Raw genomic sequence first — 13,276 nt, 5'->3', positions numbered from 1 at the left:
ATTTAACCCCAGTGGCCTTTGAACAAAAATAGCAAATCAAAGTAGAATGCGTGTCCGATTTATTGACGTAGATCCAGCTATCAGAATATTAACAACCTCATTAGTAGAAAACGAAATATTATTTTTCATGCTAGTTGCTAATCCTAATGATTGAATAATAGAGATAAATAGTATCAGAATAGATCGCAAATAATAAATTGTATTTTCAGAACTTTTGCTGAATCTGTCCTTATTCAAAGATTGGATTACCCGCCAAAAAATCATTCCTGACATATATGAACCAACCCCCAAAGAAAAGAAAGATAATCTAGATAAATCACCACCTATTAATAAACTAATTGAACTCATTAAATCTGGCGATTTATAAGATTTAACTAAATTACCTGGTAATATAATATGTTTCCCGAGTTCGTACACTATTACAATTAATGTTGAATAATAAATCCGTTTGATCAGTTCTTTCATCACTACTAAACCTTTTTATCTTATTTAATGTCATATTTAAAGCAAGCTGGTCAATTCAATAATATACGTCATAAAAACTTGATTTTGAAACATTTCAAGCAGTTTACTCATTGATGATGAACATGAGATATTTAATGTATAATGCTAACCTAATTGATTCTTCATATACTCATATATGACCGCTGCATACAGTGTCACACTATAATTTTTTTATTACTGTTATTTTCATTTTTTTCTACTTAAAAATAAAGAATGAAACTGTCCTGTTATGATTATGACTCAAAAACTATATGTTTTCATGATAAAAAAGGAGCGTTTGTATCAAATAAAGGGACTTGATCAGAAATGATATATTTATTATCTAGTTTTTTTTATATAATTAAGAAAATATGCTTTTTATACGATTAATTTATATATAAACTAATCGTATAAAATTTGCTGGGGAGATCCATGAACGATATTAAAAAATTAGCAGATATTTTAAATGCGACTGTTATTTTGTTAAATATTACGACTAAAGAGGTTAGCTATTTAGACAGAGACATTGTTAATTCAAGCGAACATTTCACAAATTTTTTACTTAAAAACATTAATTTACTATCAGGTCACCGTTATCAATCTCTAAATTATCACTTAGGTCACATTTTAACTTGCCAAGTTACGAACGAATTGATAATATGTTTTTCATTTGATTACAGTAATCTTGAATCGAACAGCAATGAATTAATGATGTTGCATTCTCTTACCAACTTACAATCAATTTCTCAAATTGTTTATACCTTATATCATGGAAAACGTGCACCAGATGAAGATGTTATTATTACACAATTTTCTGACCAACAAACAATTAAAACTGAAAAAACGCAACCATTTGATGCGACTACCTTCTTTAATACAGAAACTGATATTATTAAAGCAATTATATATTCACACAGCGATCAACTTGTTTCTGCATTAGAAAGTTTGTCACATTTAAAAATTATTGGCGAACGATTTGCCTCTAATAACCTGATTAGAGGCGAGAAAGATACCCTCATTTCTTATATAGCCGTGCTAAATCGTGCTATCATTCAATGGGGCTATCCTACTGAATTGGCATTTCAATTACATAACGAACTTATTCAAGAAATCGAATTAACGCCACGATTTTTAGACTTTTTTCAAGTTATTAGAGAGATGACTTGGTATTACTTTAAAGTGGTTCAAAACTATCGCATAACCAATTTTTTACCACTTCACCAGAGAATTGTGAAATATGTCAAAGAACATATTACTGAAAATATAACGCTTGATGACATTGCTAAAGGACTCAATGCATCAAAAAAGTCTTTAAATCCTGCTTTTAAAAAAGAATATAATTGTACAATTACGCAATTCATAAGACAAACTAAAATAGATACTGCCAAAGAACTACTAATCGCTTCAGATCTGACATTACTTGAGATTTCTAATCTATTATCCTTCTCAACTACGACTTACTTTGTTAAAACATTTAAAGAAATTACCGGCTTAACACCCAATTATTTTCGTCATCATTTTTTTGATCGTCACCTTCATTTATAGATATTCAAATGAAGGCGTTAATTGCGTTAATTGCGCACAAAAAAAGATTGATTCTTCAACAGAATCAATCTTTTTGATTATTTAATACTATTTTTTCCTAATCCAACAAGTCCATTTCACTATCACGCAGACTCTGAATTTTTGCTGTTTGTAATCCTGCTGCATATTCAATGTCTGGATTGAAAAATAAGCCGCGCCATAAACCACGTATAATAACCCAAAGTTTCTTAGCCCTAAACGCCACATCTTTTTTAAGCAATGTTTTACGCCAATCGCGCATAATCGCAACTGACACAACTTTGATCATTTCTTTTTTTGAAATACGACGCGCAGTTAAGACGCGATTACGGTATTCGTAATTATAACGCCATAGCCTACTATCATCTTTTTCAGCAACAATATCACCCGGTTTAGTATTCTCTTTAGACTTGTGCACAGCTATAGAATTCATCACCATGTAACCACGTCTAACGTCAGCTATGCGGTTCGTGTACTCCATGTCGTCACCCCAGATAAAGTATTCTTTCTGTGGCAAACCAACCATTGCAACCATCTCACGTGAAAACATAACAGACACGAAAGTCGCGTTAACGACTTCTACTGCGGGCTCTTTCGGATCCATGAGATAACGTTGCCATGTAAACGGACGTGGTGCAGTTACGTTCATCCATGACGGTTTACCGTTCACTTGTCCCCAACGAACTTGTGAATTGACAAACCCCACTTCCGGATGTTCTAACGTAAATTCAACTAAATGCGACAAAGCATCTGGTTCTGGAATAGTGTCATCGTCCATTAACCATACAAAGTCATCTTGCAATTTCTCACCAAATAAACGAACTGCTTGATTAAAACCACCAGCACCCCCTAAATTTTCAGTTGCATGATAAACGACGATACGTTCATCATTTAAACTATCCAAATATTCTGTTGTGCCATCAGTTGACAAATTATTGACAACAATCACATGTGACAGATAGTTCGTTTGTGCTAGTATGGCTGCCAATGATTCTTTTAACAATGCTAATCTGTTGTATGTCACAATTGCAGCTGCTACTGTTTTTTCAGTCATTTTGTTATTCCCTTAATAAGATTTGGTTGTTTTATTATACGTAAAATAATTAATCTTACAATATATTGGCATTGATTATTATCTTTATATTCAACTAATCATGATTTAGCATGTTAATTTTTTTACATCTTCCTAGCAGATCGTTTCATGTGCAAACCATGAAATACAGTATCAGGTAAGCTCACTACTAAAATTGTAATAAACACGTACAACAGTATTGGCTGCAAATACCTTATATCAGCCGCGGGTATTGCCAACATATACGTACCAGCTAAGCCAATTATTGGTAAAATAACTAGTAATTTATGCCATTGCCCTCGTAACAAAAGCCAAAAAGCGATGGTCAGTTGCATCATCAAGTAGATTCCTGGCAAAAACCAGTGCTGCACACTTTGAACTATAAATACTTCTTGAAAATTGCGTAAAATTGTATGTAACTGTCTAAATCCACTCCAATATCTGTCATAATTGAACGCTTGATACTTTATATGATACTTCTCAATATCACTCCTTGATAAAAAGTATCCGGTTTCTACAGGGTATTTATCTCTCATCAGAATACCCAATCGATATTGTGCATTCTGATTCCAAATAACTGCCGTCTGTGCCTTATATGCTTTTAGTGCCAGCTTTTTATTATTCTCAATCAAAGAGATACTTTCTCGTTGAAATTTGGTTGTGTCTTTAGTCAACAAACTAGAATTAAATCCCATCCCAAATTTCACCTTGTCAATATTATCTGGTTGATAACCTGCAATATTTTGAGCACTCATCAATTTGCCAAAGTACTGTTTTTGCTTATCATTTAATACACCATCATTGTGAATAATACCAGCATCGACTTGGATTAACATACCATAAGATTCTGTTTTAGAGGGCTCAAAAATATTGAATTTTGTTACGATCGGACCATTAATAGCAAAATAACAACCAACGGAAACCATCATTATAACAAGTAATCGCCAGTAATTTTTAATACCCAAAATCAAAATGATGAGTACCAACATAACCAATACAATTGGCATGCCATTACTTCTCCAAATGCTAACTCCGATTGTCGCTATTAAAGTCAACACAAAAGCTAACGGATTGTGTAACCATTTGCCACGTGTTCTGACTGCTTGAAACAAAGCTAGTCCTAAAAATATAAAAGCATAGGTGAATAAAGTATCCTTAACAATAACCATTGCCTGCAATGGGAAGAATGGTATTACTGCTGTTAAAATGAAAAATAAATGTCTAATCCATTTTTTTAGTACATATTGATTTAATAGTGTAGCAAAATATGAAAATAATATCGTGTAGATCATGCTTTGCAGAAGGACAAAACTTGCTGGATTATCCCACACTTTTGAAGTTAGCCACAATACGGCCGTGTGTCCTACTGGGTGCCAATTATTCCAAGGATACGTGTTATGTATTTGATTCCACTGATTAACAGAGTCAACCACTAATATCCCAGGATAATAAGCGAAAAAGTATATTGTAATAATGACACCGTAGAATAATACATATCGCCAATAAATTTTATGAAATGATCGTGATTTACTAACTAAGTTCTGATTGTTTTTGAATTGACTCAGTACAGTAGCTATAGAAAAACTAACCGTCACAAAAGCAATTAAAACTACCCCACCATGGATGATGAATAACGTATTAAAATAATTATTTGGTAAAAAAGTAATAATATAAAGTACACCACCAACAAATCCGGAAATCCATTCTATATAAGTAATTTTTGTTTTATTTTTTTCACGATATGGTTGCAACATGACAAACAAAATTATACTGATTGCCACAATTCCCAAAATTTTATTGCCTGGCACAACAAAAATAGCTGTAGTTAAAATGGCAATCATCTTGAGAATAATTAAACCTAGTGATTTAGAAAATTCAGATCTTGTATGATATGCAGACAGTTCAATCCACTTATTACCAGTTACTTTAATTACTTTTAATAAAAAATCAGTCAGTTTATTTGATATTGGCCCTAACATAACATGCAACCCAATGCCTATGAATACGAATAATAACGCAACACCCAGTGAAAATAATAAACGATTTAAAGTACCATGAACACGGTTTAAATTAACCACAGTGACATAAATCCACGGTGAAAATATTGGTGCACTTTGAAATAAGTAAGCACCAAAGACATGGCCTCCTAAAAAATTTACAATGTTATTATAATAATGCTTCATTGAAATTACGGCAACAAATATAAGTGTAGCAATTAACAAAGGAAATGGACTTGCATCAAACCAAATAATAATATTTTCTCGCCAACTAGTGACAGACGTCCAATTCAAAAAGGTAAATAACTGATAAAAAGAATTATGCCGTATATCCAGTAGTTGACGCAAAATATGTGTTGTTAAAACCGTAGCAACTGTCAATCCAATAATAGAAATAATCGCAGTTCGCTTATGAATTTTCACGTCAAACTTACGAATATAACCTCCTATGGCAAATAAATATAAAAATAGAATAACGTAAGAAAAATTCATACCTTTATTTAAAGCAATCATTGGCCAAATAGAAACAACCAAAAAACCAATAATCAAGAAACGTTGATAATCTTTTTTCGACAAGCTAGATAAAAAAGGTAACAAGATTGGGAGTAGTATATACATAAAAACAAAAGCTGTTACAAACCAATAATCAGAAAAAATTACTGGAAATAAGCGTTTTAAGAAATACGACGTTGAAAATATGGTACCGTTTATTCTTAGTATGATTGCAACTGCATACATACCTACTGAAAATACAATGGCTTCACTAACGGTCCTAACTAAACTTGTTATTTTGGTTCGTGAATTAATCATTAAATAACCAGAAATAATAACAAATAAGTCGACACCCACTTTCCCACTCAAAATCATTGTATCACGAATTAATTCAAAATTAGTCGACATACCTGTTGTCCAATTTGTATGAATGGCTACGTGATGTAATACAACTAATAAAATAGAAATAAATCGTAGAATTTCAATATTTGATAATCTAATCTTCTTTTTTTCGGCATCTTTTTTTTCACTTACATTTTCTAACATTTTTTGCTACTCCAAACGTCATTATTATATTTTGGTACTCTATTAGCTAACAAAAAATATTAATACTAAAATATTTTTAATATTTGCACAATTCTTTTTTTCTATTAGATGCTTCAATTAGAGATAATTCAAAATCACGTTTCTCTTTGGCTTGAACAGCATTCAAAATCATGCCTGAAAAGAAAGAAATCACAGCAACTAATAACAATATCATAGTCACGATCAATGTTGGCATATTATCTACCATACCTGTTCTCGCATAAGGTCCAAGAACGCGAACAAAAAATACAATTAAACTAATAAAAACAAACAAAGCTGAAATAGATCCAAAAAAAGCAAACGGATGATAATTACGATATAAATTCATAACTGTTTTCAGAACACGCATACCATCACCATATGTGTCTAATTTTGATTCTGATCCATCCGGTCGATCTCTATAATCAATCACTTGGTTCTCTACCAACATACGTTTTTCAGTAGCATGAATAGACATCTCTGTTTCAATTTCAAATCCACGAGAAAGAACCGGAAATGTTTTAACAAATTCAAAACTAAAGGCCCTATACCCTGTAAGTATATCTTTGATATCTGTCTTAAAAAGCGTATTAATTAATCCACGTACCACAGAATTTCCGACATTATGAAATGGTCGTGTATTTTCTTCAAAGTAAGTGGATGATAAGCGATCTCCGACCACCATATCCACCCCACGAACTTTGACAGTATGATACATTTTTGTCATCGCTTCCACTGGATATGTGTCATCAGCATCAATCATGATATAAACTTCAGCATCGATTTCCCGAAACATTCGTCTAATCACTGCGCCTTTTCCTTGAGCAAACTCGTGTTTAACTATTGCTCCAGCTTTTTCAGCAAGTTTGGCAGTATTATCTTTAGAATTGTTGTCGTAAACATATACTACCGTACCCTCAATATTTTTAGTAGTCTCCAACACATCTGTCACTACTTTTTCGATAGTTTGGGCCTCGTTATATGCTGGTATTAATATCGCTAATTTATCCATTTTGTCTCTCTCTGATTTTATTTTTTATTCACAATATATTTCAACGAATAATCTATTATGACATACGCATCGAAAAATTATCATCAATTATTTATTGCTAAAATGCTAGCCATTTTCTGTTTTTTTATTTTTCCGGAAAATAAATCCTACACCCATTGGTAACGTCATGATAATAGGTAATATATATCGCATTCCTCCATCTACTGGCGTTAACATTGCAACTCCTAATATTCCTAGCGGAAATAAGAAAGGTAATAGCCAAACGATTGATATTTTCTTTTTAATTATTTGTATGATCGCTATTATAGCAGATAAAATAAGTACCCAATCGTAGAGCCACGCAGACAATGAAAACTTGTAAATAAAATTATCATTCTTCAACGGTGTCGTAATTTTACTTCTAAATTTTTTAGCAAAATTTGAATTATTATAATTAATCGGCATATTTAATTGTTTCATAGTGTTAATAACACTATTATTAACCCAATTTTTATTAAAGTTCATAAATAATTGACCGGAAGATTTTTGTTGTTCATCATAATTTGTTGGCATATAATACGAGTTCACTTGATACCACCATGCTTTTACGTAATCAAAAGGATATCTTTTTCCTAATGCTAGCCAAAGTCTTGCAAATTTCAAAGTACTATATTTTTTCTTTTCTTTCAAAAAATCTTCAAAAGCCTTTTTTTGAGACTTATTCGTGCCATAATATTTATTACCATAACTAAATTTAACATAATCTGCTAGATTAGGGTTATATGCTTGCGTAATTTTTTTCAGAGGTATTATTTCATTTAATTCAACGTATAACTTATTTTTCTCTAAATGTGATTCATTTTTCTTAACAGTGTAGGCAACTTGTTGCAATGGTACACTAATTGGATCTCCAGGTAATCCTGGCATAACATACATATTTGGAAAAATCACTTTACTAATGATAGACATTGAAAAGATTAATAATAATAATCCCCATAATATTTTTTTACTTTTGAGCACTATACTACTTACAAATAAAACAATAACAACAACATAATAACCATCAGTCCTAAATGCTGATATTAATATTGAACCTATAAACAACTCCAATAAATGATTATTGATTTTTTTTTCTTCAGCGATTGATATCAGTGCTGAAAGTAACATAGCTGTTCCTATCAAAAATGGTGACGTTTTATCATAAGAAATTGCATAAAATGGAAACAAAGGAAACAGTGCAAATAATCCAACTGCAAACCATTCAATTTTCTTTCCAAAACTACTTCCCAACTTAAAAGCCAACCTACTCAGTACGAATGCGCTAACACTCGCAATGCAAATCGCATATAGTGCAAAAGCTAATGTGCTTTCATGTGTCAATTTCATGAAAAATTTAACTAACAATCCCATCAAAAACGCAGCTGTATAGGGTTGATGATTATTAGGATAAGTTAATCCGAAAAAATTAGCTAGCTGAGCAGCACCATCATAACTAATAATTATAGGGTAAAAAGACCACCAATAAGGCAACCATGCTAGCATAATAATTAAAAAATAACCGAAGTGCCAACCTTTTTTCATATTACATTTTCCTCTGTCCAATAATCATTTTCAAATAACTATGTTTTATACATAATGAATACTAATATTTATTTCATAAGCTTTTTTAGAATTAATCATTATCTTCAAAAACTGAATTAAAAATTTTTTCGGATGCATGCCCATCATCATATTGTATAAATTTTTTATTAAATGCTGTGATTTTTTTTGCATAATTTTGTTTAATCTGATCAGAATTTTGTAAAATAGTTTCTAACTCTCTCTGATTATAAACAATAGGTCCTGGTGCATCATTTTTAAAATCAAAATTCAAGCCACGTGAGCTGACATAGCTTTCAAAATCATACGTGAAAAAAACCATCGGCTTGTTTAATAATGCATAATCAAACATAACTGAAGAATAATCTGTGATCATCACATCACTAATTAAATAATAATCTTCAATTGAAAATAAACTATCTGATAAAACGATTTTATCTGCGTACTTAATGGGAATATTGATGTTTCCACTTAAATGATGCGGACGAACAAGCATAAGTACATTATCATTCAAGGATTGATACATTAAATCAAAATCTATACCCAACTTGGTTTCAGACTGCTTACGCCAAGTCGGAGCATACAAAATTATTTTTTTATCAACTGGAATATTCATTTTATTTTTAATACGCTTAATTTCAATTAAGTTATTTCTAACAAACAATTCATCATTACGTGCATATCCTGTTTTAAGTACTTTTGCTTGATGACGATAGGCATTATCAGCAATACTTGCAACATAATCACTTGGAACTGTTAAATAATCCCAGTTACGATTTTTTTGCAAATATTGCTCATAGGATGCCGATGTCCAGTCCTGCAATACATTAAATCCCATCTTTTTTAATGGTGTCCCGTGCATTGTTTGTATTTCTACCTGTTCAGGTCGTTTAACACGCTCTTTTCCCTCAAAGTTAACGTTGTTAACAAAATACTTTGCACGAGCTAAATAATACCAATACTCCTTAGTGCCAGTTAAAACTGCAGTAACGTCAGGAAGTTCAATATTTTGTAAGATACTAGAGTATACAGCAATATGTTGATAACCTGGATGATTTTTTTGAATGTATTCATAAAGCGCTCGTGGATTATCGTTAAAGTTTTGACCCCAGTATGATGAGTACATAATTGTTTTTTCCAAAATAGGTTTCTTGAGAAAATTTTGATACTCTTCTTGCCAGAATGTTACTTTTTCACTAATCGTTCCAAAACCGTCACGATTATTACGCTGACGTAGTGTTACAACGCGATGTTCCTCTTTATCATCAGAACCAAAATACCAGGTCAGTTTTCCAATTTTGTAATCTTTACGAAAAATATTGAATTTTGACTTTCCCCAACGTAGCGGCATCGTAAAGCTTTTTCGATAGAGAAACTTTAAATTAACCTCTGGGTGGAGTAATGTATTTTCACCATATAAACCATATTCCAATGGTATTGTTACTTCCCATAAACTAGGTTTATATAGACCCCCTTCAATTTTTTTAGCCATATACTCATTAGTTAATTTATCTTGAGTAAAACTAATTTTAGAACTCGTGGCGAAACGCGCCCACCCGTCTAACCAATATTTAATTGTGACATCGTTCTCATTTACTTCAGCTGATGCTACTACTGGATATTGCCAGGAAATTGCTAAAGTGGCAACATGATTTGAAACATGTAATATGGACATGTTTTTGTTTATTGTATGAGGTTCAGCAATCACAGGTGCCGCCATACGAACTAATTCAAAAGAGTCGGATTTTTCAATATCATTAGTTGTCATAAATTGCCACCAGACTTGTCCTGAACCACCAGGAGTCCCAAGGTATTTAATATCTTTCTTTGACAACGAATATTGATTATCCTGTTTTATGAGTTCACGAGTCTCTTTGTTTAGTGGATTGAAGATGAAAACATGCTTTTTAGCATTCTTAATAGTCCAATGGTAATTATTTCCCGACCAAACAGATTTATCAATTATTGGTGCATTTTCTAAATAATTTAAACGAAGTCGCCAATCTGATGAATAAGAAGTTAGTAAAAATCCTTCATCGATAACAAATCCCTCTGGTCTTGGCTCATCGCCAGGTAGGGGTTCACTGATCAGCACTTCTAAGTTACGACCATAAATAGACAGCTTAAGTTTTACATATGCAACTTCATTTAATAAAGTCAACTCAGTAAATGGTATTTTAATGCGATATTGTGAAATATCAAAATTATGTGCTGGTTGTTCTCTACGACTTTGAGTGTTATCAAATCCCCACTTTGCTGTTCCATCTGGATCATACGCCATATCAGCTGTTCCATTGGAATGAATTAACACATCTCCATTTTTGTCTACAAGTTCAACTTGTAAATTGGAAATTAAATCACGACTGGGTAAATCCATATAACGATAAAATAAATGCCCTACTAAGACAAGATTTTTATCTTCTTCTTCGACACAATGCAATCGAGTAAATGATTCAAAGTCCGATTGAAAAGTAGGTAATTCAAAATGAAATTCATCCTGATAACTGCTAGTAAAAGTACCAGTCTTTTGATCAAATTTTATATGAAACTCATACTTGGCAAATTTTTCAATAGCAATTTGTACAATATCCTTAGGTTGATTAAGCCAAACAGTATACAATGCTCTATACCAAAAATGTGCTTGATTAAACTGGGGAGGTGTTAATAATTCTAAAAAGCCCTTTACCTGTTCATAAATTGTATCTTTGTATTCATCATCAAGTGCTAAATATTTTTCGTAAGTAAAAGGTAAACGTAAATCAAAATTAAGCATTTTATTCAATTGCTCATTTTGCGCATTTTGTGGTGCATCATACTTAACCAAACTGCTCAGGATCATCTTCATACCCTTTACACGATCAGTAAAGTTATTCTTTTGAGCAGTTAACTGAGTAATAGATGGTGTTCCCTCATCACGTTCTCGCCAAAGATACATAACTTCATCAAAAACATCAATTGTTTTCGCTAATGAGTACATCGGCACCACCATTGGCATATCTTCATACAACATTTTTTCAGGAAAATACAAGCTATAATGATGAATAAAATCAAGGCGATATACTTTATTCCAGGCAGTTGTGTCCCAAATTAACTCAGGGTGACTTTTTAATGTTACAGCTTCATAACTATCATGATAAGCTTTATCATGTACTGTAGAGGTCCACTGCTTTCCCGTACTGTTAAAACGACGTACAGCGCCACCAATAACATCACTACCTGTTTTACTAATGATTTTAAGCATTTTAGCATAAGAGTCATCAACAACAATATCATCTGGATCGACATATGTGACATACTCACCAACCGCTAAATTAGTACCACGATTACGTGCAGCTCCTAAACCACCATTTTCAAATAAATAAAGCTCAAAAATATTCGGATATTGATCAACATATTCTTGTGCTAATGCCGGCGTATCATCTTTTGAGCCATCATCAATCAAAATAACTTGTAGTTCATCATTAATACCTTGACGTAATAATGAATCCAAAGCCTCTTCCAAAAATAATGCCACATTATACATTGGTACAATCACACTTAATGTGGTAACCGCACGGTTACTTTTATTCACGACAGTTACTGGTTCATCAATATTTTTTGGTATGTGGATAATTTGTTCAGTCATGGTTAAAACTCCTATATCAATTATGTACGCAAAGAGGGGGCGAGCAGACGCCCACACCCCTTTTACTTTATTCTAAACAAGATCCGCAAAGTAAGCGCGGAACTTTAAATGCAGATGCGATCCGAGAAGTAAGACCACCAGTACAAACATCCAGAAAGCAAGATTTTGCGATGGGTGATCCCATATCCAACCCGTGCTCAAAAATGAATCACGGACACCCGAAATCAAATAGTAGAAAGGATTCAACTCAATCATACGACCGATTCGTGCATGATCTGGTCCTAACTTGGCTGCAATGTCAATAACAGCCCCAGAGAACCAGAATACAAATCGCATAATCGTTTGGATTAATTGTTGATAATCTGGAAATAATACTGTTATTGTTGCATTAAATATGCCTAATGCATGCAAAAATGCAAGCATGGCTAAGAAATAATAGACAAATTGGAACGCATGCATTGTTAACTGCACACCTGAGCCAACAGCTATTAAGACACCAACAGCCAATGTAATAGCAAAAGGAATCACGTTAATCCATGTTCGCACAGTTGGCATAATACTGATAGGAAAATTCATCTTTGAAACTTGTCGCACATTATTTCGAATACTCCAAGTCGCATCCATAAATGATGTGTTCAAAAATAACCAAGTTGCCTGTCCAATAACTAGCCAGCCAACATAAGGTACCCCATTTGTTGTACCACCTTGACGTAAGCCAATTCCAAAAACTAACCAGTACGTTGCAATTTGCATCACTGGGTTAATCACATCCCACAAAACGCCAAGTGAATGGTCTTTGTATTTGGCGCGAGTTTCATAGCGAGCCAAACGTAGCATGACGGGGAAGTATTTTATTTGCTCCCGTAGCACAAGCCAAATTTCTCTCATAA

8 protein-coding genes are annotated in these 13,276 nt (G+C 32.7%); 1 reads left to right on the top strand and 7 read right to left on the bottom strand.

Annotated elements, in window-relative coordinates; all coding sequences use genetic code 11:
* Positions 1 to 36 precede the first annotated feature (36 nt).
* Positions 37 to 465, bottom strand: a complete 429-nt coding sequence (locus K5Q14_RS06815) for a hypothetical protein (protein WP_220735077.1) — start codon at positions 463 to 465, stop codon at positions 37 to 39.
* Positions 466 to 915: 450 nt separating this feature from the next.
* Between K5Q14_RS06815 and K5Q14_RS06810 the strand changes: the two genes are divergently transcribed.
* Positions 916 to 2,028: a helix-turn-helix transcriptional regulator gene (locus K5Q14_RS06810; RefSeq protein WP_220735076.1), complete on the top strand. Its 1,113-nt coding sequence runs from the start codon at positions 916 to 918 to the stop codon at positions 2,026 to 2,028.
* Positions 2,029 to 2,125: 97 nt separating this feature from the next.
* Here the strand turns inward: K5Q14_RS06810 and K5Q14_RS06805 are convergent, their stop codons facing one another.
* The 6 genes from K5Q14_RS06805 to K5Q14_RS06780 all read right to left on the bottom strand — a co-directional run bounded on the left by K5Q14_RS06805 (position 2,126) and on the right by K5Q14_RS06780 (position 13,274).
* The gene (locus K5Q14_RS06805; protein ID WP_220735075.1) at positions 2,126 to 3,100 is read right to left on the bottom strand and encodes a glycosyltransferase family 2 protein; all 975 of its coding nucleotides are present in this window, start codon (positions 3,098 to 3,100) and stop codon (positions 2,126 to 2,128) included.
* A gap of 122 nt (positions 3,101 to 3,222) precedes the next feature.
* Complete coding sequence (locus K5Q14_RS06800) at positions 3,223 to 6,153, bottom strand: DUF6020 family protein (protein ID WP_220735074.1); 2,931 nt, start codon at positions 6,151 to 6,153, stop codon at positions 3,223 to 3,225.
* Between the two features lie 76 nt (positions 6,154 to 6,229).
* The gene (locus K5Q14_RS06795; RefSeq protein ID WP_220735073.1) at positions 6,230 to 7,183 is read right to left on the bottom strand and encodes a glycosyltransferase family 2 protein; all 954 of its coding nucleotides are present in this window, start codon (positions 7,181 to 7,183) and stop codon (positions 6,230 to 6,232) included.
* 105 nt (positions 7,184 to 7,288) lie between these two features.
* Positions 7,289 to 8,743: a DUF6020 family protein gene (locus tag K5Q14_RS06790; protein WP_220735072.1), complete on the bottom strand. Its 1,455-nt coding sequence runs from the start codon at positions 8,741 to 8,743 to the stop codon at positions 7,289 to 7,291.
* A gap of 91 nt (positions 8,744 to 8,834) precedes the next feature.
* Positions 8,835 to 12,386: a bifunctional glycosyltransferase/CDP-glycerol:glycerophosphate glycerophosphotransferase gene (locus K5Q14_RS06785; protein ID WP_220735071.1), complete on the bottom strand. Its 3,552-nt coding sequence runs from the start codon at positions 12,384 to 12,386 to the stop codon at positions 8,835 to 8,837.
* Positions 12,387 to 12,458: 72 nt separating this feature from the next.
* Positions 12,459 to 13,274 (bottom strand): ABC transporter permease, encoded by an 816-nt coding sequence (locus K5Q14_RS06780; protein WP_220735070.1) that lies wholly within the window; start codon positions 13,272 to 13,274, stop codon positions 12,459 to 12,461.
* Between the last annotated feature and the right edge of the window lie 2 nt (positions 13,275 to 13,276).

Source organism: Leuconostoc inhae, from assembly GCF_019656015.1.
GTDB lineage: Bacteria > Bacillota > Bacilli > Lactobacillales > Lactobacillaceae > Leuconostoc > Leuconostoc inhae_A.
This window is presented reverse-complemented; position numbering and strand designations above follow the sequence as displayed.

What these genes read in the sequence shown, in the direction of transcription:
- K5Q14_RS06790 (WP_220735072.1), bottom strand. Translation starts at nt 8,743, where the DNA reads ATGAAAAAAGGTTGGCACTTCGGTTATTTTTTAATTATTATGCTAGCA.
- K5Q14_RS06800 (WP_220735074.1), bottom strand. Translation starts at nt 6,153, where the DNA reads ATGTTAGAAAATGTAAGTGAAAAAAAAGATGCCGAAAAAAAGAAGATT.
- K5Q14_RS06795 (WP_220735073.1), bottom strand. Translation starts at nt 7,183, where the DNA reads ATGGATAAATTAGCGATATTAATACCAGCATATAACGAGGCCCAAACT.
- K5Q14_RS06805 (WP_220735075.1), bottom strand. Translation starts at nt 3,100, where the DNA reads ATGACTGAAAAAACAGTAGCAGCTGCAATTGTGACATACAACAGATTA.
- K5Q14_RS06785 (WP_220735071.1), bottom strand. Translation starts at nt 12,386, where the DNA reads ATGACTGAACAAATTATCCACATACCAAAAAATATTGATGAACCAGTA.
- K5Q14_RS06815 (WP_220735077.1), bottom strand. Translation starts at nt 465, where the DNA reads ATGAAAGAACTGATCAAACGGATTTATTATTCAACATTAATTGTAATA.
- K5Q14_RS06780 (WP_220735070.1), bottom strand. Translation starts at nt 13,274, where the DNA reads ATGAGAGAAATTTGGCTTGTGCTACGGGAGCAAATAAAATACTTCCCC.
- K5Q14_RS06810 (WP_220735076.1), top strand. Translation starts at nt 916, where the DNA reads ATGAACGATATTAAAAAATTAGCAGATATTTTAAATGCGACTGTTATT.